Here is a 23,108-nt window from a genome sequence, read left to right as displayed (position 1 = left end):
CTGCGAAAGAGGGTTTTTTGTTTAATATCAATATATTGCTTTCAGTTATCCCAAATCAATCACTTAGCAAATTCAGCGGACATAGCTCACAAATATGACATTGGCGTGAATTTTGCGCATTGCTTTTCTGTTTCCTAAGGTCTATCACTTAATTGTGACTGCACATAAAGTGGTCACTGTTTTCTTTCCACCAGACCGAAAGATGAGGGAAACGAGGCATGAAGAGACAGAAAAGAGATCGCCTGGAAAGGGCGTTGTCACGCGGGTATCAAGCAGGTATTTCAGGGCGTTCAAGGGAAATTTGTCCCTATCAAGCTTTAGACGCCAGATCGCATTGGTTAGGAGGTTGGCGACAAGCCATGGAGGACAGGGCTGTGACCGCTTAAGCGGCTCTCTGTCAGACTAAGGGATCACCTCCGCTTTATGCGCATATTGCGGAGGTTTTCATTTTTACTCTTCGTACTTGGTGCCGCAGCGTTGTTGGCTGCATTCGCTCACCCGAATCATTGACTAGTGTCAACTCATCGGGATTCACTCATTTGCCGCCTAGCTGCAACACCAATTACTTTGAGTAATACAGGTGGTACTTGTCGCTGCAGCATTGTTGGCTGTATTCGCTCACCCGAATCATTGACTGGCGTCAACTCATCGGGATTCACTCATTTGCCGCCTAGCTGCAACACCAATTACTTTGAGTAATACAGGTGGTACTTGTCGCTGCAGCGTTGTTGGCTGCATTCGCTCACCCGAATCATTGACTAGTGTCAACTCATCGGGATTCACTCATTTGCCGCCTAGCTGCAACACCAATTACTTTGAGTAATACAGGTGGTACTTGTCGCTGCAGCATTGTTGGCTGCATTCGCTCACCCGAATCATTGACTGGCGTCAACTCATCGAGGTCTGACCAAATTATTCAGCCCAGCGTTTTAGCAAGATACTCGCGTTAACCCCGCCAAAACCGAAGCCATTTGACAGTGCATAGGTTATCTCATGGGGGAGGGCTTTACCTGCCACAATATTCAACCCCTTGGCCGCGGCATCCAGATTCTCCAAATTCAGAGTGGCAGGCACAATTTGATCACGCAGTGCCAGTACCGTGAAGATGGTTTCCAATCCGCCAGCCGCCCCCAGCAAATGCCCAGTGGCTGACTTGGTTGAGGTAATGGCTAAGGTATTACCTTCACCAAATAAGTGTTTAATCGCATTGATTTCGCCAAGATCCCCCACCGGAGTTGAGGTTGCATGCGCATTAAGATGCTGAACTTGTTCTGGCTTAATTTTAGCCTGGCGCAAAGCGATCTTCATTGCGCGATATGCGCCATCACCATCTTCAGCTCCAGAGGTCATATGGTAGGCATCGGCACTGGTACCGTAGCCGACAATCTCAGCTAACGGTTGTGCGCCACGGGCGAGAGCATGTTCCAATTCTTCAATAATCAGTAAACCGGCACCTTCCCCCATCACAAAACCATCGCGAGCACTGTCGAAGGGACGGGAGGCTTTCTCAGGTGTGCTATTAAAACCGGTTGATAGAGCACGAGCTGCAGCAAAACCAGCCAAACTGACCTTATCAATCGCGGCTTCAGCGCCACCACATAAGGCAACATCCGCTTCATCGTTGCGGATCATCCGCACCGCATCACCAATAGCTTGCACTCCCGCCGCACAAGCGGTGACGGGCGCGCCAATTGGCCCTTTAAAATGATGTTTAATAGAAACATGACCCGCAGCCAAATTCACCAAAAATGAAGGTATGGTGAAAGGGGAGAGGCGTTTTGGCCCGCGAGTGTCGGTGGTGCGTACGGCATGGGCAATTGCAGGGAAACCACCAATACCAGAACCAATCACGGTAGCGGTACGTTCCTGTTTTTCTACATCGTCAGCATGCCAGTCGGCTTGGGTAATAGCTTCATCTGCCGCCGCCATCGCAAACGCAATGAAACGATCCATTTTCTTCTGATCTTTTGGCGCAACAGCTTTATCAGGATCAAAGCCTGCCTCTGAGTCTGCATCAAGTGTAGGCACTTGCCCACCAATCTTAGCTGACAAATCACCGACAATCTCATCCGGCAGAATACGGATGCCGGATTGCCCTGCCAGCAAACGTTGCCAAACAGTTTCGCTACCACAGCCTAACGGGGAAACCACACCCATACCTGTAATTACTACACGGCGCGTATTCATTGTTTTTCCTTTTGAGACTTAATTGAGTGAGACTGTTGCCTGGTATCTATTGACTGTTTGCCATGCATCAGTGCCAACCGTTTATTAATTATATCGCTCTTGACGGAGCCTGCCGCAAGAGTGACATCTTGTGCACAAATAGGTTGCCCGGTATTTCTGTCCAGTAAAATAGTTTCTACCGGATTACCCGTACGGCGATCTGCGAGTACTACCGCAGGACCAAGTGGTGCAAAATGCTGATTACCCCACTGGAATAGTGCCGCCATCACTGGGAAAAAATCATTGCCACGCTCAGTCAGTAAATACTCATAGCGGGCAGGACGCGGATTATAGAGCCGCTTTTCAAGGATCCCACTTTCCACCAGATACTTTAGGCGGCGGGTGAGGATAGTGGGTGATAGCTGCAAACTTTGCTGAAATTCATCAAACCGCGTTAATCCTTGAAAGGCATCGCGGATGATTAATATGCTCCACCATTCGCCGACGCGTTCAAGAGAGCGGGCAACCGGGCAAGGCATGTCTTCAAGGCGGGTTCTTTGCATTCCATTCCTCACATCATTATTGTGGCTTTGGCTGAGCGTGGGCTGAAAATTAACATTCAACAGGTGACTACATTTATTGTAGTCACCTGGGTTAAAAAAAATGCCTCGTGGCATCATTATTATGGTGCAGGGGAGTAACTGCCCCTGCACAGGGATAACAGATATTAGAAAGTATTGGTGTCTTTAAACAGACCGACTTTCAAGTCGGTGGCAGTGTAAATCACTTTGCCATCAACCAAAACTTCACCGTCCGCGACACCCATAATTAATTTACGCATAATAACGCGTTTAAAATTAATACGATATGTTACTTTCTTGGCTTCAGGCAGTACCTGACCGGTGAATTTAACTTCACCGACACCCAGCGCGCGACCTTTGCCTTCGCCACCTAACCAGCCAAGATAGAACCCAACCAATTGCCACATAGCATCAAGGCCCAGGCAGCCTGGCATTACAGGATCACCGATAAAGTGGCAACCGAAGAACCATAGATCTGGATTGATATCCAGTTCCGCTTCCACATAACCTTTGCCATAGGTACCGCCGTCTTCTGTCATCTTGACGACACGGTCCATCATTAACATATTACCTGCTGGCAATGGTGGTCCGCCAGCGCCAAACAGTTCGCCACGGCCTGATGCTTCAAGGTCTTCTTTTGTATAGGATTCGCGTTTATCTACCATGTTCTCAGTAAGCCTTATTTTAGTGAAGTGCGCAGAATAGCGTACACCTGTACGCTGAGCAAGTCCGATCAGCCCTGGTTGAACCAGTTTAGCCAGCGTAATGGCCAAGGCCAACGGTGTCTGTCCTGCGGATTAACCTGTGAGATTCGCTCTTGAATTATACCTAACAGGCTTGGTTGCTGCTCGTCGGCATACACCATGCCTGTCAATAACGGCAGTGCTTCAGCGGCGCTATCAACCGCCCAGAGATGGAACTGACCATTTTGTACCGCCTCAATCACTGCCTGATTCAGGCATAAATGACGGACATTGGTCGTCGGTAGAATCACCCCTTGAGTGCCCGTCAACCCGCGACGCTGACAAGCTTCGAAGAAGCCTTCGATCTTTTCATTTACGCCGCCAATAGGCTGCACATTACCAAACTGATCAACAGAGCCTGTGACCGCAATTTGCTGGTTGATAGGCTGCTGCGAAAGGGCACTGATCAAGGCGCAAAGCTCGGCCAGTGATGCGCTATCACCATCGACCTCACCATAGGATTGCTCAAAAACAATCGAAGCCGAGAAGGGTAGCGGCTGATCAAGTTCCAATTCTGAGATCAAGAATGCTTGCATAATCATCATGCCTTTAGCATGTAGATTACCGCCCAGTTCTGCTTTACGTTCAACGTCAACAAACTCGCCATCACCCAAGTGAACCACACAACTGATACGTGCAGGTTCGCCAAAAGCATAAGGGTGACCTGGGTATTCCAGTACCGACAAACCATTAATCTGACCGACGACTAACCCTTCGGTATCAACCAAAATTTGCCCTAGTTCAATCTCATCTTGCATCCGCTCAGCAAGATAACTATTACGCCAATCACGGGCATTCAAGGCAATGTCCAGCGCATTGGCTGTAATTGACTCTTCTTCAGCATACAGCGCTGCTTCTGCCAACTGGCCAGTTAGCCATACTGGGCACAGCGGCAGACTGCCCTGATCACCGCTGTAGCGCACTGCCTGACGAAACAGAACTGGCCAGGCATCGGCAGATAAAGATGGCAACTGCTTTTCCTGCAATAACGCATTGATATAGCCACACCATAGGGTCATGCCATCGATATCGACCAGCGGCAGCTCGACTTCGAACTCGCCATAGATAGCCAATTCACCTAACTCGGGTTCCATATCGTGGAAATCGCCAAGGCCCAGACGGTCGCCAACGAGAATCAGGCGCAGATCCAGTGGCATAGAGGGAATGTGTACTGGCAGAGGGCGAGTTTCATCAGGTGACAACCAATCGAAGCGCTGCTGGACAATCATCTGTTTCAGACGCAGCCACATCAGTGGTTGAGCTTGTAATGCCCGTACTGACAGGATCAATATGCCGCCATTAGCCTGATGAACCAAGCCGGGTTGCAGACTGATTTGATCTTTATGCCATCTAACACAACCAAACAGTTGTTCTGGTTCTATCCATTCCTGATAGAGACAGCGTGAATGTGCCGCAAAAGGCTCGTCACCACGTTGTGCCGGCTGCCAGGTCACTAGATTGGTATCAATCTGATAATCGCCACCAAACACGGCAGAGGCTTCAGGTTGCAGCTCTTTAACTGCCTGCGCGATCAATGCCAGATACTCAGTACTCTCCTGTGCTTTAATCAGCATAAAACGCGGTTGAGATTGTGGATGACAAAATAGCGTCATGCCATTCTCTAACCGGGGCTGAATCGCCGAGAAAGAAACCGGCTCCAACTGGGAGGCAGTAGTAAATAACGCTTCATAGGGCGTTGCGTTCGGCAGCATTGACTGCCATTCAAGTCGGTTATTGGTCAAAGTAATAGATGCAATCGTCAAAAAGGGAAAGGGCGATTATACAAGAATAAAGCAGGCTGCATATACGTAGAGTGGCAGTTGGTAGCAAGGAGTAAGACATCGGCAGTATTCCGTACAAAAAACAAACTAATCATAGGCTTTTAGTAGGGTGAAATTCTGCGTAAAACTGTTATGCTTGACTTAAGTTACACGGTCACTAAAGAGCTCACGATGAAATATCAACAACTGGAAAATCTGGAAAGTGGTTGGAAATGGGCGTATTTGGTAAAAAAACACCGTGAAGGTGAAGCCATTACCCGCCACATTGAAAACAGTGCAGCTACAGACGCAGTAGAGCAATTGATGAAACTGGAAAGTGAACCAGTAAAGGTGCTGGAGTGGATTGACACTCATATGAACGTACAACTGGCGACGCGGATGAAGCAGACTATCCGCGCCAGACGTAAGCGCCATTTCAATGCTGAGCATCAGCATACGCGCAAAAAGTCGATCGATCTGGAATTTCTGGTTTGGCAGCGTTTGGCAGCTCTAGCCCGGCGCCGTGGCAATACTCTGTCAGATACAGTGGTGCAGTTAATTGAAGATGCTGAGCGTAAAGAGAAATATGCCAACCAGATGTCATCTTTGAAACAGGACTTACAGGATATTCTCGGTAAAGAGATTTAACCTGTCTTGGTATGAATTAGATAAAAGTTGATATTGATATAGAGCCATTAAGAAAAGAGATGTGGCCTGGTTTGTTATCATTGATGACAAAAAAAACCCCGCAATGCGGGGTTTTTTACGAAAGGAGTAAACTTAAGCCTGTGGCTGAGTTACAACTTCTTTGTAGCCTTTAACTTCGATCTCTACGCGACGATCTGGTGCCAGGCAATTGATCAGAGCAGCACGTGGTTTCACGTTGTCACAGGTGTTACCAGTAACTGGGTTTGCTTGACCTTCACCGCGAGCGGTGATTTTGTCAGCAGGGATACCTTTAGAAACCAGGTAATCACGCACGCTGTCAGCACGACGCTGAGACAGAACTAAGTTCGGTGCTGGTTGACCGATACGGTCAGCGAAGCCCAGAACAACTACAGAACCGTCTTTAGGATCGATAGAGCTCAGTTGTGCATACAGTTGGTCCAGAGCTTGCTGGCCTTCTGGTTTCAGAGTTGCTTTGTTGAAAGCGAACAGCACGTCAGATTTCAGTGTGAAACGCTTAGTGTCAACAACTGGAGCTGGAGCTGGTGCTGGAGCAACTACTGGCGCTACTGCATCTTCCTGACCGAAACGGTAAGAAACACCCAGGCTCAGCATGCCATTGTCTGGACGAGCACCAACGGTAGCTTTATCACCGATGTTGCTAACCCATTGGTATTCCATACGGGTTGCCCAGTTTTTGGTCCATGCATATTCTGCACCCAGCGCTACCAGTGGAGAAACACCGGTGTCATGGTTGCTAGCACGGCTATCAGTAGGAGCATCGTAAGCGCTAGAATCTACGCGCCAAACCAGACCACCCAGACGGGTGTACAGGTCCAAGTCCTGAGCAATTGGGTAGCTCAGTTTAGCAGCCAGCTGTACGCCTTGTGCTTTGAATGCGCCGTTATTTACGTCGCCTTTGTAAGGCATACGGCCAAGCCAGTCGTATCCCATTTCAAAGCCCAGGTATTGGTTTGCTTGGTAACCCAAGAACGCACCAGCACCCAGTTGGTCTTTATGGGTAGGACCGTCGTTGCCAACGTTGCCATAGATACCGCCAGTGCCAGTATCTTGATACTGGGACCAACCCAGTTTACCACCGGTGTACCAGGTGTTATCTTTCGGTGCGGCTTGCGCTACTGTAGCGAAACCAGCCAGTGCCACTGCTAATGCGATAGCTGTCTTTTTCATTTTACGCCTCGTTATCATCCAAATAGGCAATGAGCTTTAAAAAGCTAAGCCCTTGGTTAAAATTCTTCGCCAAGGTTTTAACGCTCCCGTTAATCACGCTGCCAGTATAATTTGGCGTTTTAGAGCAACCTTGGCGATGTAAAGTCTACAACGTGGCGAGAAAGTTACAAGTGTGATGTGATAAACCGCCTGAAAAAAAAGCGAAATAGTGCATTATCTTTAACGATTTAGCGGTAAAAACCCGCGTTTTCTAGACGTTATTTTCTGCTGCAAGCCGCATTCTGACTCGCTTTATGCCGGTTTTACAGGAGTAAGCGCTAAATATTGTAATAATTCATGGGATAAATCCTAAATTTACTTAATGATACAAAGAAGAATGAATTTTTAACGTTGCGCACTGTCCTTGGTTCAGTTTTATGTCATTCAACGGACGCATAACAAACCCATAAGCATTCCCTAACTTTGCTGCCAAACGTAATCTGATTCGATCATTTTCTGACAACTCCGGTAGCCAACCAAGAACGACACTGTAATTTCCCGTCAATAATGCCTTCTCCATTGCATCAACAGTCGACAATGGATTGATTTGCCGTAACTGAACGACTTTATCTATTGGTAAGCCTGAATGCTGTAACCATAAACGACTTAATTTCTGTTGTGGGGCCAGCCATAAAAGCCACCGAGACTGCTTACCAAGTTGTTGCAATAAAGGAAGCAATAACTGAGTTACCGCAGGCTGGTTTTCACTGTACACAAGTTCACTGATAAGGCCACTATCTGTTGGAGCATCAGCTCTTTCCGGTGTTTCACGGCTAATAAGAGAATGATAATTAGCATTATAAGGTTTTAGTGATTGAGTACGCATTATGAACCTCGCCTGTAGTGTGCTGTATGCATATACAGTAGTCACTGTTTGTTCGAAGATCAACTAAATTTTTACAAGACGCTTCGCATAATTGTGATGTAAATCCGTGCAAATTCATTTTGTGTTTGGCTAGGTAATCCATATTGCGTATTTTTTAATTGGTTGTTCCTCTTACACTTATTGCAACTGGATAGGGACGTTGGATTGGATTTTTACTAAAGGAGTAGTTATGGAAAACGCATCAGAAAACAAAATCATGCAAGCACAGGATCGTTTCGATTTTTTAGGCAAGATCACAGTTCGTTCGCAATTTGGTGGCTATGGCCTATTGGCGAACGGCATTATGTTTGCGGTGATTTCGGACGGCGAACTGTATTTACGCGCTAATAATAAGATAGAAACGCTATTCCGCAGTCGGGGGATGAGTAACTTTGTCTACGCTAAACGCGGGTTACCGGTATTGCTGCGTTATTATTGGGTAGACTCTGCATTATGGAGTGATGAGTGCACACTAAGTCATTTTGCTACACGCGCTTATCAAGGGGCGAAAGCTGAGATTTTAAGCAAAAAAGGGCCAACAGTTCGTCTGAAAGATTTGCCGAATCTCAGTGCCAGCCTTGAACGACTATTGTGGAAAGCCGGCATCAAGAATGCGGCGGAACTGCGGCGTGAAGGGGCCAAATGCTGTTATCTGAAGTTACGTGCATTAAGGCGCTCACTCGGGGTTAATGTATTATTGGCGCTTGCTGGGGCGATAAGTGGCCACCATTATGCTGTGCTGCCTTTATTGATGCGTAGTGAACTTATTGAATGGTTTGAGATACACATCCGTTCGCCCAACATTACGCAGTTTGAAACAGCATAGCGGGGCCATCGGGAATGGCCCCAATCTTAATTAGTCTGGCTGATGTGCCTATTCAGTTCACTGAGTTCAGGTAACAGTTCAAGCAATAAACCTATTTGTTGTAAAACCAATTGGTCTTTGCTCTCCGGCTCAGGATTACAGTTCTGTAGCCGGGTAGATAAGCTGGCTAGCACCTGGGCCATTTTCGCGCTGTCAGGCTGCTCTTGCTCAAGTGTACCCTCGACATAACAAATCGCATCATTAAGCAGATTCAGGGTGGCGGTGTTGCTCAGTTTCTCTCGATGAGCACCCAGCGCGGATATATAGCTCAGCATCGTGTGGTTCAGACAGAGCAATCGGAATGCTGCCTCCTGAGTTTCTTTGTCATTTTTGGGTTCGGCAGACATATTTGAGATCACTGAGGCTAACTCCGCGTCGCAATTATGTGCATCACGGCGGGCTATACGGTAGGGCAGGCTATTATCTTTGCCTTGATAGTATTGCACCAGAATTGCATCCAAATAGCGGCAGTTGGCATTCAGCGTTTTATGAACCACCGCAGGGAGGTGGCGGAACTTCCAATCCGGCCAGATAAAACTCACCGCTACCCAGGCGATGGCACAGCCTAGCAGGGTATCAAATACCCGAGGTGCGGCAACCTCAAATCCTTCCCCTAATAGGTTAAAACAGAGCAAAACCAGCAGGGTAATAAACATCGTTGCATGAGCATACTGAACATTACGGAAAGCAAAAAATAGCACCCCGGTAATGACAATAAGGATGAGTTGCCCCTCAATGGAAGGCACAAAATACAGGATAGGCAAACCAATAAGAATACCCGCTAGCGTGCCAATTATACGCAATGCAAGGCGGCGGCGCGTCGCATTATAGTTAGGTTGGCAGACAAAAAGACTGGTCAGTAGGATCCAATAGCCGTGGCGCATGCCTGTTAGTTGAATAAACGCATAACCGAGACATAGCACCACTGACATGCGAACTGCGTGGCGAAATAGTGCAGATTGTGGGGTGAGATGGCGGCTGATACGCAGCTTGATATCACTCCATCCGGTAATGTGGTCGTCAGACAAACGGCTCTCGGGCTGAGGGCCTTCGGCTAATACTTGTTCGGATTCAATTCCCGCCAATTGGGCATCAATAGCCCGTAAATTTCTCAGTAAGTGGGAAAGGGCTTTAACTTGCGGGATATTCTCGTTTTGCGCGAGTTCTCTGGCCAGTGCCGCATCTAAAAACGTAAAGGCTCGCTCGAAGCGAGGATCATGCTGATACTTTTGTCTCATCAGAATGGATTGCGAAAGTTGCAGGCAGGCTCTGGCTTGCATACTCAGTAAGCGCTGAAAGCGGAATAGTACGTCGCTGTAACGGAATTTCTCTCGTAGAACCTGATATTGGACATGTGACGAGCTGGCGCGTTCATGAATATCTTGTGCGACAAAATAGTAGTGAAGTGTCCGTCTGGTCCCACGCTGGCCCCGATCACCTTTCAAGCGAGTCACCAGTGAGGCTTTGGCCTGATTTAAGGTTGATACCAGTGTGCCGTTGGCCATCGCCACATCAATAAGAGGCTGGTCGACATCAGATTCGATATCAGGATCGAAGAGATTAGCTTTTGCTTCCAAATAGTGAGCAAGCTGCTGGTAGCAACGAGCTAGATTATCCTGCAAGGGGCGGATAGGGAAAATAAGGTGTCCGCACAAGGTCAGTACGTTATACCAAACAGCTCCGAGCAGCAGCAGTAGCGGCTGTTGGTACCAGATATGGTACATCGAGGTACCCAACATGGTGTAGATAGCAATTAGCAATGCGCCAAAGGCAATGGTTGCATAGCGTTGCCCCAAAGCCCCCAGCAGAATAAAACCACAGGTTGAAAAGGTCAGACCGAGGGCAAAAAACCAGGGATAAGGAAATAACAACTCTATCGATGCGGAGGCGACAAAAAAACAGATCAGCGTAATGAATAAATTGCGTAATCGCCCTGTCAGGCGGTCATCAAGATCAGTAAGTGCTGCCGCGACGACACCGAGTGTTAACGGAATTGTCAGTTTGGGCTGACCAATCCACCACGGAACCGCCGTTACTCCCGCCAACGCGATAAAAATACGGGCATGATAAAGCAGGCTACTATTGTAGACATAACGGCGTAAACCAGTGACGAAAGTGAGCACAAAAAACCTCTAAAACTGAAAATTCAGCGTTGCTGATATTGGCGTTGAGCGTTAGCCATTCTCGCTTGCTGTGCCATTTCGACTGAAACGACACGGCGGCCCACGGGCCACAAAGCAATAGCAGCAATTTTAAAATTGGCAATACCGACCGGGATACCAATGATGGTTATGCATTGCACAATCCCTGTGGCGATATGGGATAAACACAGCCACCAACCAAATAAAATGAACCAGACAATATTCAGTAACGAGCCGCCTGCAGTTATCAGAGCATTACTTTTTTCTGGGTATAATTCATTGACATGGATCGCCTCATTGCCATATGGAAGAAATGATAATTTGGTAATTTCCCAGCAAGAGCGCGTTAATGGTAAGGTAAAAATCAGAACGACACTGACGACTGTGGCGAATAGCCAGCCCAGTGTGGTGAAGAAACCACCTAAAACAAAATTAAGAATATTCAGTACAGTACGCATAGTGATTTATCTGCCTAGCTGAATAAAAAAACCGCAACGCGGATGAGTGATAACAAACGCCAACCATTCTATATGAATAGGGCGGGTTAGTTTCCGTTGTCAACTATCGGATACCTGTTGTTTAAACTCAATTATTTTATTTACACTCCATTGTGTTATTTCAATTCACTTAATACGAGTAATGGCGCGCAGATATGGAACTTAAAGCGACATCTTTTGGCAAGCATTTGGCTCAGCACCCTTACAACCGGGTGCGCTTGCTCAATGCTGGCATCGAAGTATGCGGTGATAAACATCAGTACCTAATTCCTTTTAACCAGTTGGTTAACATTGAATGTAAGCGCGGTATTGTCTGGGGCGAACTGGAATTTGAATTGCCAGACCAACAAGTTGTCCGTTTACATGGCACCGAATGGCAGGAAACTCAACGTTTCTATCAACATTTACTGGGCATCTGGCAGCAATGGAGTGAAGAGATGAGCTTGGTTTGTGTTGAGGTTTTACATAAACAAGTGGAATCAATCAAGCGGATTGAGCAACAGGATAAATGGTTTAAACGCAGTGAGTTAGGACAGGTGCAGCACTCTATTCGCGAGGCTTTCGCCTCATTGCCAATACCGGTGCAGCGGTTGAACGAATTTGAGACCTGTCGTGCAGATTATGAGATCTGTTTGCGCTGGTTGCAGCAAGGTAGTCGCAGTGTAGAACGCCGGAATCAGCAATGGACCAACCGAATGTTGGAAGAGCATCAAGATTTCTTCCAAAGTGTAGAAACCTCCCCTCTGAATGAATCGCAAAGCCGGGCGGTGGTTAATGGCGAAGACTCGGTATTAGTTCTGGCAGGTGCCGGCAGTGGTAAAACATCGGTGCTGGTAGCCCGTGCCGGTTGGTTGTTACGCCGTAATGAAGCATTACCGGAGCAGATTTTACTGCTCGCATTTGGCCGTCAGGCGGCTGATGAGATGAATCATCGCATTAAGCAACGGTTAGCTGTGGATGATATTCAGGCTAAAACCTTCCATGCACTGGCATTGCAGATTATCCAGCAAGGCAGCCGTAAAACACCACTAATCAGTAAATTAGAATCAGACAGCCAGGCCAGAAGATCGTTATTGATTAAGAATTGGCAACAGCAGTGTAGTGAGAAAAAAGCGCAGGCAAAAGGGTGGCGTGAATGGCTAACTGATGAGCTTGAGTGGGAGGTTGATGAGGGTGAGTTTTGGCAAGATAAACGTTTAGCAGGCAGATTGGCGGGGCGGCTGGAGCGTTGGGTAGGGCTGATGCGAATGCACGGTGGTAGTCAAGCCGAAATGATTGAGCAGGCCGATGAAGAAGTGCGTGATCTCTTCCAGAAACGTATACGGTTAATGGCACCGTTATTGAAAGCGTGGAAAACGGCGTTGAAAGAAGAAGGTGCAGTTGATTTCTCCGGCTTGATTCATCAGGCAGTTAACTTACTGGATAAAGGGCGTTTTGTTAGTCCGTGGAAGCATATTTTGGTGGATGAGTTTCAGGATATCTCACCGCAACGCGCTATGGTGCTGGCAGCACTGCGCAAACAAAATAAGCAAACCTGTTTATTTGCGGTGGGTGATGATTGGCAGGCGATTTATCGGTTTAGTGGCGCGCAGCTCTCGCTCACTACAGCTTTTAGCCAGTACTTCGGTGAAGGGGCTGAATGTGCCTTGGATACCACTTACCGCTTTAATGATAGGATCGGTGAAATTGCGAACCGGTTTATTCAGCAAAACCCACATCAATTGAAAAAGCCACTTAACAGCTTGAGTAAAGGTAACAAAAAGTCAGTCATCATTTTACCGGACCAACAGCTTGACACCTTGCTGGATAAATTAAGCGGTTTTGTTAAGGATGATGAGCGCATTTTGATTTTGGCCCGCTATCACCATTTACGGCCTGAGATTTTGCAAAAAGCGGCAACTCGCTGGCCAAAACTGACGATTGATTTTATGACTATCCATGCCAGTAAAGGGCAGCAAGCCGACTATGTGATTATTGCAGGGCTGCATGAAGGTAATGATGGTTTTCCGGCAGTAGCGCGGGAATCAATTGTGGAAGATGTGCTGTTACCGGCACCGGAAGATTTCCCAGATGCGGAGGAGCGGCGTTTATTATATGTCGCAATGACTCGTGCGAAGCACCAGGTCTGGTTACTGCAAGATACAGCAAAACCCTCTATTTTTGTTAAGCAACTTAGCGAGTTAGGTGTTCCTGTTCAGCGTAAACCTTAACGGAGCTATCGCATACATTACGCCCGGTGGTTGTGGCACCGGGCGTAATGCTTATTGCAGTCGCTGTTTTAAGTAATGATCATAATCAGGGATTGCGATGGTAACTTCGCTGCTAAACAAGTTAGAACCAATTAAGAAGTCTGCGGTCGAGCGGTTGGTGGCGACAGGTATATTCCAGACTGTTGCCAGACGTAGTAGGGCTTTCACATCGGGATCATGCGGCACAGCATTCAGTGGGTCCCAGAAGAAAATCAAAATATCGATTTTTTTCTCTGATATCAGCGCACCCACTTCTTGATCTCCCCCCATCGGACCACTTAGTAAACAGTTAACGTCAATGCCGGTGGCTTTTTGTACCAGGTTTCCGGTGGTACCTGTGGCATAAAGTTCGTGCTGGGACAGCAGTTGTTTATTTTCCATAACCCATTCGAGCAGCGATTTTTTGCAGTGATCGTGGGAAACAAGGGCAATATGCTTGCGTACCGCAATAGTGCGGGTAGTCAGTTCCATCAAGATATCCTTCAATAAATGCTAGCGGTTTGCTAACAGATTACTGAAACAGAGATTTTGTGCATAGCGGTAACGCAAAGAAATGCGAGGAAACAAGCATAACCTGATGTTTAAGAACCGCCTTATCGTAAACGGATCATTTGCCCGGTTGCTTTTTAGCCCAGAGTAGGAAGCGTTGTTGAGTTTCGGCGTTGGCTTGCAGGAACCAATATTGCAGCATCTGTTCGGCAACATTTTCCCCTTGCAGGCTGGTGGTATTCTGCGCGGTATTTGTCCCTGCCACGGCAATAGTGGTCCCCGGCACTGCACTCACAGTTGACGGTGGAATGGTGGCAAAAGAGGGAACTGAAGCACTAAATTGGCCAACATTATAACTGGCCATTGCAGTTTCAAGTGTGCTGGCAGTGTTGAGATTGTCCTGATGTAATACATCGTGGCGCACAGATAATGGGCGGCCATTATCTCCAATAAGCTGATATACCGGGTTTTTAGAAAACTTATGCCCATCTCGTTCGGTATCAATGACCGGTAATTTTATGGCGACTGAACGAACATTGCGGGTATTAAACACCACCACTAATGGCGGAGAGGCATACAACACTTTCGGATCGGCTGGCAGTGGTTTAGCCACTTTGAACAGAATTTGATGCTGACCGCTGTTTAATTCCAAGCTATCGGCTCCTTTTAGCAAGGATCCTGACATATTTTTCCCATCGACCACCAACAGGTCAATTTCCGGCGCGAGTTTTAAGGTCGTGGCGATAGCTGAAGCACTACAGCAAACGGCCAAAATCCCTACGACCACCAGACCAAATTTCATGTGCTGCTCCTGAGGGTGATATCCGCGTACATTGTCAGACAGGCTAGATTATGTGTCAAAGTCTTTCCGTTCGCCCACATTTATTTACTTTTTGAAATGATCAGTATAAATATAACGTTTTTATCCTGATGAATTATAAGGATAAAGCCGGCACTCTAACAGTAATTACTGCGACATCTCTTAAACCAAATCAATCTGACCGCATTTATGATCCATTTTCCCCATGATGTACACTTAGAGGATCGCCTAATATTGGTAGTATCCCTCCGGGTGCACATGGATTGGGATATTCTTTTAGCGCATCAGAGGAACTGAAAAATGCACGATAAAGATATTGCTGACATTCTCCAACAGGTAAAAACAATTGCATTAGTCGGGGCGAGTGATAACCCATCGCGGCCAAGTTATGGTGTTATGGCTTATCTGCTACAGCAGGGGTATCAAGTCACGCCTGTTAGCCCTAAATTGGCGGGGAAATCATTATTGGGCCAGCAGGCATATGCAGAACTGGCGGATATTCCTCATGCTATCGATATGGTGGATGTTTTCCGTAATGCCGAGGCTGCATACGGCGTTGCGCAAGATGCTATTGCTATCGGCGCCAAGGTTCTGTGGTTACAAATTGGTGTTATTAATGAGTTGGCGGCTACCTTGGCGGCAGATGCGGGAATAAAGGTGGTGATGGACCGTTGTCCGAAGATTGAAATACCGCGCCTGGGATTAGAAAAACAGTGATACGCGACGTTGCTAATTTTGGCGATAAAAAACCCGGTACTAAGCGCCGGGTTTTATCGATAAATCTCAAGATTTAGTTGCGTAGACGCGGAGCCTGTAGCTGATGGCGGATGGACGCCGCCAGTTCATCCAATGAAGGTTGCTCTGGGTGAGCATCCATATCTTCATAGGTTAGTTGCGCTTCAGCTAGATAGGTGTGTATCGGTTGCCCCTCATCATCCTCAATAACCACGTGATACCAAGGTGACGAACGCAACATAGCGTTGTTTGCAACCTCATCAGGTTCCGGTGGCTCGAGAGAATATTCAGGATCGATATCAATCACTACACCCAAATAGCCGTGTAGGCTGTGGCGGACCTGCTGCCCAATACCAAATTTGCTGGCAATCATGATAACCTCCTGAGAAACATTACTCTGCCTTCTATATGAGGGCAGTGTAGGGCATTTCAAGTCATACTATCCGGCACGCGAACCCTTTCAGGTACAGACCTTCTGGATATGTCGCGATAACCGGGTGATCCGCTGCCTGACGGAACTGTTCTATAAATTGTATATCATGCCCTGCATCTAACGCAGCATCGGCCAAAATTTTCTGGAATAAATCTGTTGGCATCAAACCAGAGCAGGAGAAACTTAACAAGATCCCGCCTGGGCGCAATAATTGTATCGCTAACATATTAATATCTTTGTAGCCACGACACGCACTTGCCAACTGACTTTTGTTCTCCACAAACTTCGGTGGGTCCATAATGATCATGTCAAACTTTTCCCCTTGCGTGCGGTAGTTACGCAGCAATTGGAACACATCATCCCGAATGAATTCGGTTTTGCTCAAATCCAACTGGTTGAGTTCAATGTTTTGTTTGGCTATATCCAGTACAGCTTGTGACGTATCAACGCTGATAACTTGCTTACAATTTCCCATCAGCGCTGCGACAGCAAAGGCACCGGTATAAGAGAAACAGTTCAGAACACGGCGACCATCGGCGTAGTTACGCGCCGCCAGGCGGCTATCGCGCTGATCTAAATAAAATCCTGTTTTATGGCCGTGCTGAATATCAACCAACAGTTGCATGCCGTTTTCGGTTATTGGCAGCAGGTCAGGCGGCATTTCACCACTGATTGTACCTTGCGTCAGAGGTAAGCCTTCTTTTTTACGTACGGAAACATCGGAGCGGTCATAAATAGAGCATTCTGGGTAACAATGTTGTAAGGCACTAACCAGCGTTTCCCGCTGATATTCAGCGCCGGCCGACAGTAACTGCAATACCAGAAAGTTCTGGAAGCGGTCTATGGTGATACCCGGCAGGCCATCAGACTCACCGGCGATCAGGCGATAGCCGTTCAAACCATCACGCTTTGCCAGCCAATCACGCCAGCTCTGCGCTTGCTGTAGACGGCGGATGAAGAACTCGCGGTCAATAACTTCATCTTGTTGGAACGTCCAGACTCGTGCCAAAATTTGTGATTCAGGAGAGTAGGCGGCACGGGCCAGCCATTTACCCTGGCTATCAAGGATATCGAGGGTTTCACCGGGCAGGGCACTCCCCTCAAGGCGTTGAACGGCCCCAGAGAAGATCCACGGATGGCGACGAAGTAAGGACTTTTCACGTCCTTTGGCAAGAATCAGGCTTACGGTCATAATTAAGTTGCTGCCAGCTAGGTAAAAAAGAGCAGTATTGTCGGAGTATGAGCCGGAAAATGCAAATTATCACGTAGATGAGGAGTCTATATGCCAAAAGTATGCACTGCCGCCTATGTTTATGGCGTTGTTCAGGGCGTGGGTTTCCGCTATAGCACGCAACGTCAGGCACAAGCGCTGGGTGTGACGGGTTACGCTAAAAATTGTGATGATGGCAGTGTGGAAGTGGTGGCTTACGGCGAGCAACATGCGGTTGAACACCTGCTGGAGTGGATTAAGCAGGGGGGGCCACGCGGTGCGCGGGTGGATCGCCTGCTGACGGAACCTTATCCGAGCACCGCGTTTGAAAAATTTAACATCCGCTATTAACTCACGAGCAGTACCAGAACACAGCTATCCGTCGTTAAATACTGTTATCTGTCGTTAAATACACTTAACGGGTTTGGGTAATCCTGCAATTTTGGTTGCTTGCTTTGCTGGCCCTTTGGGGAATAAACGATACAGATATCGGCTATTACCTTTCTCTTCACCATACTTTTGTGCCATGGCCTTTACCAGCATGCGGATTGCAGGTGATGTATTGAATTCTTGATAAAATGCACGCACAAAGCGCACCACTTCCCAATGTGGTTCAGTGAGTATAATCCCTTCCTGTTCAGCCAGTATGGGCGCTAAAGCCTCGCTCCAGTCCGTGCTATTTTTCAGATAACCCTGTGCATCGGTATCAATAACCTGGCCTTTAAACTCCAACATACAACCTCGGTAATTCAATCAATGAAACGGCCGCTAATTTAGCAAATATTTGCCACTACCCCAAAGAAGTCTCTGCTGTTATTTGGTGAGGTGCCATCTGTGCGAGAGTAAATAAACCGGCTGCTGTACGCCTAATGGCCAGTTAGCATAAGGGATGACGATAAATTCAGCACTCGACAATCAGCTAGCGGATTTTTTGGTCAATTAAGCACAAACAGGCTTTACAAGCGGCAGAGCTCTGTTTATAGTTCGGCTCGTTGCGGAGGGGTGGCCGAGTGGCTGAAGGCAACGGTCTTGAAAACCGTCGACGGGTAACCGTTCGAGAGTTCGAATCTCTCCTCCTCCGCCATCATTTCTCTTTATCCTCTTGTTTTTCCCCCAGTTACTTATCCCAAACAAAATTATTCAGTATGCCGTCTGGTATGCCGTATCCCGTGTGAATCGCCCCATTAGCGAGAATATTGATTAACCATCAACTCAGATTCAGTATGGGAACCATGGAATGAACGGGTTTTATGGCGAAAAGTACCACCACATATCACTAACGTAATCTCTTTATTGCTGGAAAGTGCCCAGGCAGCCGGCAGATTATTGGTCAGTACCGTTATTCCATCTTGTTTTGCCGGCTCTTGCGCAACATTTAATGTGGTACTGCCACTGTCGAGAATGATGGAAACCCCTGGTTGCACCATTTTTGCAGCCCGGATAGCGATCCGGCATTTGAGATCGATAGCAAATAAAATAGCAATTCGAAATAAATCGAAAGTTATGATGCAAGTGATACTCGCTTGCCTGATTGTGTTGTGGTTGCTGGTTACCTATATCTTGGCGGTTGAAGTGAGTTGTGAAACTGGTAGCCCTTATATTTACGTAGCGAGGAGCTCTAATGGTCTTGGTATACCTACAAAGAGGTATATGATTGACTTTTATGTAAAAATTGATCGATGAGATGCTTTTTTTTTGAGCTGGTTCATAAAAGCGAATACCCACACAAAAATTGTTTGATCTAAAACAAGCATTCTTACTACTACAAATCATTTGCTGCAAATCCTCCTTACTATCTGCCTAACCCACAGGGTGATATCAGTCATGCTTCGCCTCCTGGCTCGCTATTTCTCACCTGATTGCGGGTTTAAAAATAAAAAAACCATCTGGTGCGGGCACTGATAGCGTCCGGTATGGAAAAACACACTGGAGTAAATATTGTGAGCAAATTTATAAGACAGGTGTTGGTAGGGATAATGGCTCTTTTGGCAATAGGCGCGGTATTTTCTTTGTCGGCGGCACCTACGCCGCCGATTGAGGCCCGCAACGATAAATTCGCTGAACAGCATGTTGACCAATTCACCTCATGGCTGAAAACCAAAGAGAGTGGGCCACGAGAAGATGCGCTGGCGGATGACCCCAATTTGGTGATCCTTTGGGCCGGATATCCGTTTGCCAAAGATTATAACAAACCTCGTGGGCACTATTATGCTGTCACTGATGTGCGGGAAACCTTACGTACCGCAGCACCGAAGACCGCAGAGGATGGCCCCTTGCCGATGGCCTGCTGGAGCTGTAAAAGCCCGGATGTTGCCCGCTTGATCAATGAACAAGGTGAAGAAGGGTATTTCAAAGGGACTTGGGCCAGAGGTGGCCCGGAAGTCGTCAATCAGTTGGGGTGTGCCGATTGCCATAATACCGCTTCTGCTGATTTTGCTGCCGGGAAGCCAGCTTTAGTCCTCTCCCGGCCCTATGCTGAGCGTGCTTTGCAATCTATCAATAAACCTTTCGAACATGCCAGCCGCTTGGATCAACAATCCATGGTGTGCAGCCAGTGCCATGTTGAGTACCACTTCGCCGGTAAAGATAAAGCGGTGAAATTCCCATGGGATCAAGGCACTGATGTGGCGTCAATGGAGAAGTATTACGATGAAATCGCTTTCTCCGATTGGGTTCATCCGCTGTCAAAAACCCCGATGTTGAAAGCCCAACATCCTGAGTATGAAACCTGGCGTGCGGGGATCCACGGTAAAAACAATGTCAGTTGTATCGATTGCCATATGCCGAAAATCCAAAATGCGGCAGGTAAGGTGTATACCGACCACCAGATCCGCAACCCGTTTGATAGCTTTGAAACTACCTGTGTTAACTGCCATACCCAGGATAAAAAAACCTTGCAAGATATTGTTGCTGAACGCAAAGCCAGCATTCAGGAGTTAAAACTGAATGTTGAGAAACAACTGGTTCACGCGCATTACGAGGCAAAAGCTGCTTGGAATGCCGGGGCAACCGAACAAGAAATGCAACCTATTCTGCAAGATATCCGCCATGCCCAATGGCGCTGGGATTATGCCATTGCTTCCCACGGTATTCATATGCATGCACCGGATGTTGGTCTGCGTGTATTGGGGGGCGCGTTGAATAAAGCTGCCGATGCCCGCACCAAACTTGCACGTCTGCTGGCGACAAAAGGGATTAGCCACGAAATTCCGCTGCCGGATATTTCGACCAAACTCAATGCCCAGAAAGCGCTGGGAATGGATATGGATAAGCTGAACCGCGAGAAGCAGGAGTTTCTGCAACAAGTGGTACCAGCCTGGGATGATCAAGCCAGAAAAGCGGGCCGGTTGAGCCAGTAAGAGGCGTTCCGGTGTGACAATACGCTCACCGGATCTATTCCAGAGACAAACGGCCCCAGATTGGGCCATAGCAAAGGTGGAATAACTATGCGCGTTTTACGTTCATTCGGTTCAGCCGCGCTGCTGGTAGTGTTGATTCTGTGCACGCTGCCCACTCTCGCCACAACACCGAACACGACGGCGAAAATGCCCGCGTTGCGCCATATTGTTGAGCCGCAGCGCAACCCGGATGCTGCTTGCATCCAATGTCATAAAGAACAAAAAGATGAGTTGCATGGCAAACATGCTGGCGCGGTAAATCCGAATACGCAGTTGGCCTTAACCTGTACCAACTGCCATGGGCAGGCATCGGTGCTGCACCGTAATGGTATTAAAGATGTGATGCGTTTTAACCGCGATATGTTTAATGCCGATAAAGCGATGTACAGCGTCTCACAACAAAACAGTGTCTGCATGAGCTGCCATCTGCCGGAGAAATTACGCGAGGCGTTCTGGCCCCATGATGTGCACATGTTGAAGCTTTCTTGTGTCAGTTGTCATCAGTTGCATCCTAAAACCGACCCGATGCATGGCCTTGACGATAAAGGGCGGGTCAAACTCTGTGTTGACTGTCATCGCCGTCAGCAGGAGCTGATATCGAAGGAAACACCATGAATACGAACCGTCGTCACTTTATCGCCAGTATGGGGGCGCTGATTTTCCTGACCGGTTCTGCTGGACGTTCACTGGCACTCAGCGGCACTGTTGATGGCATTCGTTACGGGATGCTACATGATGAAACCCGTTGTATTGGTTGCACGGCCTGTATGGATGCTTGCCGTGAGGTTAATCATGTACCCGCTGGGGTCTCACGGTTAAACATCATCCGTAGCCAACCGATCGGTGAGTTTCCTGCTGTAAAATATCAGTTCTATCGTCACTCCTGCCAGCATTGCGATAAGGCGCCCTGTGTCGATGTGTGCCCAACCGGAGCCTCGTATCGCGATAGCGGGACTGGGATTGTTGATGTCGATCCCGACCTCTGCGTAGGGTGCCAGTACTGTATCGCCGCCTGTCCGTACCGGGTGCGCTTTATCCATCCGGTGACGAAAACTGCCGATAAATGCGATTTTTGTCGGAAAACTAATCTAAAGCAGGGTAAACAGCCCGCCTGTGTCTTGTCGTGCCCAACCAAGGCACTCACCTTTGGCAATTTGGACGACCCTAACAGTGAACTGGTGAAATTATTGCATCAGCGCACTGTGTATCGCGCCAAGTTACATCTTGGGACACAACCGAAATTGTATCGTGTTCCCTTTCAGTATGGGGAGATAACCGGATGAATCCTGAACTGAATACCCCGTTTCACTTTGCCTCGTTAGTGTGGGATTGGCCGATAGCCATCTATCTGTTTTTGATAGGAGTATCGGCGGGCATGGTGGTAGTTAGCCTATTGGTTAAGCAACGGGTTCTGGGCGGTGAGGCGGCGCGCAGTGGGTTAGTTAAATCGACCGCTATGATGGCGCCCTTAGCGGTGATTATGGGGTTGTTTATTTTGATACTGCACCTTACCCGGCCGTGGACTTTCTGGAAGCTGATGTTTTTCTACAGTACCAGCTCGGTGATGTCATTGGGTGTCATGCTGTTTCAAATTTATATGGTGGTGCTGTTGGTCTGGCTGGCGGTGATATTTCGCCACGGGCTGACGGCGTTATTACAGCCTTACCGCAAATTGAATTGGGTTGGCACGGTACTGCATAAACTGGCACCGATTGAACGCAAGTTGGAACCATTGATGATGTTTCTGGCTGTGGCGTTGGGGGCATATACCGGCTTCCTGTTATCGGCCCTGAAGAGTTACCCCTTGTTGAATAATCCGGTATTGCCGGTGTTATTTCTGTTCTCCGGCGTTTCTTCGGGTATTGCCGCCATGGTGTTGTGCGCAGTGACCTTTTTTAAAGAACCCATAGATAGCCCGGCACTGGCATTTGTTCATCGGCTGGAAAAACCGGTGGTGTGGTTGGAGCTATTTCTGCTGCTAGCATTCTTCACCGGGCTGTGGTTCGGCGGTGGTCAGAAAGAAGTCGCGGTCGCTGTCGCGTTGGGCGGTGGTTTTTGGGCCGCGATGTTTTGGTTCTGGGTTATCGGTTGCGGCATGGTGCTGCCATTAGTTTTAAACCGTTTTTGTAGCCATGGAATGCGCCATCGGGTTTCATTTCTAGTGACGGTATCCGGCTTGAGTTTGTTTGGCGTATTGGTTTTACGTTTCTTTATTCTTTATGCCGGTCAGATGACGGTTGTGTGAGGAGGCGAACCGGTG

At 47.8% G+C, this 23,108-nt stretch carries 24 protein-coding genes and 1 tRNA gene; 11 read left to right on the top strand and 14 right to left on the bottom strand.

Features of this window, described 5'->3' with window-relative positions; genetic code table 11:
- The first annotated feature begins 218 nt into the window (after positions 1–218).
- Positions 219–386 (top strand): ribosome modulation factor, encoded by a 168-nt coding sequence (gene rmf / locus Q2T72_RS13545; RefSeq protein WP_005170911.1) that lies wholly within the window; start codon positions 219–221, stop codon positions 384–386.
- 526 nt (positions 387–912) lie between these two features.
- Here the strand turns inward: rmf and fabF are convergent.
- From fabF to Q2T72_RS13525, 4 genes are all read right to left on the bottom strand, one after another.
- Entirely contained in the window at positions 913–2,187 is a 1,275-nt protein-coding gene (gene fabF, locus Q2T72_RS13540) for a beta-ketoacyl-ACP synthase II (protein WP_083158465.1), read from the bottom strand.
- A complete protein-coding gene (locus tag Q2T72_RS13535; RefSeq protein ID WP_372569307.1) occupies positions 2,184–2,729 on the bottom strand; it encodes a winged helix-turn-helix transcriptional regulator in 546 nt (181 codons plus the stop codon). The genes fabF and Q2T72_RS13535 overlap by 4 nt, the downstream gene beginning before the upstream one ends.
- 164 nt (positions 2,730–2,893) lie before the next feature.
- Positions 2,894–3,412 (bottom strand): bifunctional 3-hydroxydecanoyl-ACP dehydratase/trans-2-decenoyl-ACP isomerase, encoded by a 519-nt coding sequence (gene fabA / locus Q2T72_RS13530; protein WP_083158467.1) that lies wholly within the window; start codon positions 3,410–3,412, stop codon positions 2,894–2,896.
- A gap of 68 nt (positions 3,413–3,480) precedes the next feature.
- Positions 3,481–5,232, bottom strand: a complete 1,752-nt coding sequence (locus Q2T72_RS13525) for a Lon protease family protein (protein WP_193784635.1) — start codon at positions 5,230–5,232, stop codon at positions 3,481–3,483.
- A 210-nt stretch (positions 5,233–5,442) separates the two neighbouring features.
- Between Q2T72_RS13525 and matP the strand changes: the two genes are divergently transcribed.
- Positions 5,443–5,898 carry a macrodomain Ter protein MatP gene (matP, locus tag Q2T72_RS13520; protein WP_083158469.1) on the top strand — a complete coding sequence of 152 codons (456 nt, stop codon included), beginning with the start codon at positions 5,443–5,445 and terminating at the stop codon, positions 5,896–5,898.
- Positions 5,899–6,030: 132 nt separating this feature from the next.
- Here the strand turns inward: matP and ompA are convergent, their stop codons facing one another.
- Positions 6,031–7,107 (bottom strand): porin OmpA, encoded by a 1,077-nt coding sequence (gene ompA / locus Q2T72_RS13515; protein ID WP_083158470.1) that lies wholly within the window; start codon positions 7,105–7,107, stop codon positions 6,031–6,033.
- 358 nt (positions 7,108–7,465) lie between these two features.
- Positions 7,466–7,972, bottom strand: coding sequence for an SOS-induced cell division inhibitor SulA (gene sulA, locus Q2T72_RS13510; protein WP_083158471.1), 507 nt, complete (start codon positions 7,970–7,972; stop codon positions 7,466–7,468).
- 229 nt (positions 7,973–8,201) lie between these two features.
- On the opposite strand from sulA, the gene Q2T72_RS13505 reads away from it, so the two are divergent.
- The gene (locus Q2T72_RS13505) at positions 8,202–8,837 is read left to right on the top strand and encodes a TfoX/Sxy family DNA transformation protein (RefSeq protein WP_083158472.1); all 636 of its coding nucleotides are present in this window, start codon (positions 8,202–8,204) and stop codon (positions 8,835–8,837) included.
- Positions 8,838–8,863: 26 nt separating this feature from the next.
- Here Q2T72_RS13505 and yccS read toward each other — a convergent pair whose 3' ends face one another.
- Positions 8,864–10,999 carry a YccS family putative transporter gene (yccS, locus tag Q2T72_RS13500; RefSeq protein ID WP_083158473.1) on the bottom strand — a complete coding sequence of 712 codons (2,136 nt, stop codon included), beginning with the start codon at positions 10,997–10,999 and terminating at the stop codon, positions 8,864–8,866.
- A 23-nt stretch (positions 11,000–11,022) separates the two neighbouring features.
- Positions 11,023–11,475: a YccF domain-containing protein gene (locus tag Q2T72_RS13495; RefSeq protein WP_083158474.1), complete on the bottom strand. Its 453-nt coding sequence runs from the start codon at positions 11,473–11,475 to the stop codon at positions 11,023–11,025.
- A gap of 194 nt (positions 11,476–11,669) precedes the next feature.
- Between Q2T72_RS13495 and helD the strand changes: the two genes are divergently transcribed.
- Positions 11,670–13,724, top strand: coding sequence for a DNA helicase IV (gene helD, locus Q2T72_RS13490; protein WP_372569306.1), 2,055 nt, complete (start codon positions 11,670–11,672; stop codon positions 13,722–13,724).
- A 51-nt stretch (positions 13,725–13,775) separates the two neighbouring features.
- On the opposite strand, the gene Q2T72_RS13485 is transcribed toward helD, so the two are convergent.
- Entirely contained in the window at positions 13,776–14,234 is a 459-nt protein-coding gene (locus tag Q2T72_RS13485; RefSeq protein WP_083158476.1) for a methylglyoxal synthase, read from the bottom strand.
- Positions 14,235–14,370: 136 nt separating this feature from the next.
- Positions 14,371–15,054 (bottom strand): DUF2057 family protein, encoded by a 684-nt coding sequence (locus Q2T72_RS13480; RefSeq protein WP_193784636.1) that lies wholly within the window; start codon positions 15,052–15,054, stop codon positions 14,371–14,373.
- Positions 15,055–15,372: 318 nt separating this feature from the next.
- Here Q2T72_RS13480 and Q2T72_RS13475 point away from each other — a divergent pair, with 318 nt between their 5' ends.
- A complete protein-coding gene (locus Q2T72_RS13475; RefSeq protein ID WP_083158477.1) occupies positions 15,373–15,789 on the top strand; it encodes a CoA-binding protein in 417 nt (138 codons plus the stop codon).
- Between the two features lie 73 nt (positions 15,790–15,862).
- Here the strand turns inward: Q2T72_RS13475 and hspQ are convergent, their stop codons facing one another.
- Both hspQ and rlmI read right to left on the bottom strand, forming a co-directional pair.
- Positions 15,863–16,180 (bottom strand): heat shock protein HspQ, encoded by a 318-nt coding sequence (gene hspQ, locus Q2T72_RS13470; protein WP_083158478.1) that lies wholly within the window; start codon positions 16,178–16,180, stop codon positions 15,863–15,865.
- 61 nt (positions 16,181–16,241) lie between these two features.
- Positions 16,242–17,432, bottom strand: coding sequence for a 23S rRNA (cytosine(1962)-C(5))-methyltransferase RlmI (rlmI, locus tag Q2T72_RS13465; protein ID WP_083158479.1), 1,191 nt, complete (start codon positions 17,430–17,432; stop codon positions 16,242–16,244).
- Positions 17,433–17,522: 90 nt separating this feature from the next.
- Between rlmI and yccX the strand changes: the two genes are divergently transcribed.
- Positions 17,523–17,801 carry an acylphosphatase gene (gene yccX, locus Q2T72_RS13460; RefSeq protein WP_083158480.1) on the top strand — a complete coding sequence of 93 codons (279 nt, stop codon included), beginning with the start codon at positions 17,523–17,525 and terminating at the stop codon, positions 17,799–17,801.
- A gap of 54 nt (positions 17,802–17,855) precedes the next feature.
- On the opposite strand, the gene tusE is transcribed toward yccX, so the two are convergent.
- Positions 17,856–18,185: a sulfurtransferase TusE gene (gene tusE / locus Q2T72_RS13455; protein ID WP_083158481.1), complete on the bottom strand. Its 330-nt coding sequence runs from the start codon at positions 18,183–18,185 to the stop codon at positions 17,856–17,858.
- A gap of 261 nt (positions 18,186–18,446) precedes the next feature.
- On the opposite strand from tusE, the gene Q2T72_RS13450 reads away from it, so the two are divergent.
- Positions 18,447–18,534: transfer RNA gene (locus Q2T72_RS13450), tRNA-Ser, on the top strand.
- A gap of 100 nt (positions 18,535–18,634) precedes the next feature.
- On the opposite strand, the gene Q2T72_RS13445 is transcribed toward Q2T72_RS13450, so the two are convergent.
- Positions 18,635–18,916, bottom strand: coding sequence for a hypothetical protein (locus Q2T72_RS13445; RefSeq protein WP_372569892.1), 282 nt, complete (start codon positions 18,914–18,916; stop codon positions 18,635–18,637).
- A gap of 510 nt (positions 18,917–19,426) precedes the next feature.
- Between Q2T72_RS13445 and nrfA the strand changes: the two genes are divergently transcribed.
- The 4 genes from nrfA to nrfD all read left to right on the top strand — a co-directional run bounded on the left by nrfA (position 19,427) and on the right by nrfD (position 23,093).
- Positions 19,427–20,809 carry an ammonia-forming nitrite reductase cytochrome c552 subunit gene (gene nrfA, locus Q2T72_RS13440; protein ID WP_372569891.1) on the top strand — a complete coding sequence of 461 codons (1,383 nt, stop codon included), beginning with the start codon at positions 19,427–19,429 and terminating at the stop codon, positions 20,807–20,809.
- An 87-nt stretch (positions 20,810–20,896) separates the two neighbouring features.
- On the top strand, positions 20,897–21,463 hold the full coding sequence (nrfB, locus tag Q2T72_RS13435; RefSeq protein WP_083158484.1) for a cytochrome c nitrite reductase pentaheme subunit: 567 nt from the start codon (positions 20,897–20,899) through the stop codon (positions 21,461–21,463).
- Complete coding sequence (gene nrfC / locus Q2T72_RS13430) at positions 21,460–22,131, top strand: cytochrome c nitrite reductase Fe-S protein (protein ID WP_083158485.1); 672 nt, start codon at positions 21,460–21,462, stop codon at positions 22,129–22,131. The genes nrfB and nrfC overlap by 4 nt, the downstream gene beginning before the upstream one ends.
- Positions 22,128–23,093 carry a cytochrome c nitrite reductase subunit NrfD gene (gene nrfD, locus Q2T72_RS13425; protein WP_083158486.1) on the top strand — a complete coding sequence of 322 codons (966 nt, stop codon included), beginning with the start codon at positions 22,128–22,130 and terminating at the stop codon, positions 23,091–23,093. The genes nrfC and nrfD overlap by 4 nt, the downstream gene beginning before the upstream one ends.
- The last annotated feature ends 15 nt before the right edge of the window (positions 23,094–23,108 follow it).

This window comes from Yersinia sp. 2466 StPb PI, assembly GCF_041538325.1.
GTDB classification, from domain to species: domain Bacteria; phylum Pseudomonadota; class Gammaproteobacteria; order Enterobacterales; family Enterobacteriaceae; genus Yersinia; species Yersinia enterocolitica_E.
Note: the sequence above shows the minus strand (reverse complement) of the source record. Positions and strands in the feature narration are given on the sequence as shown.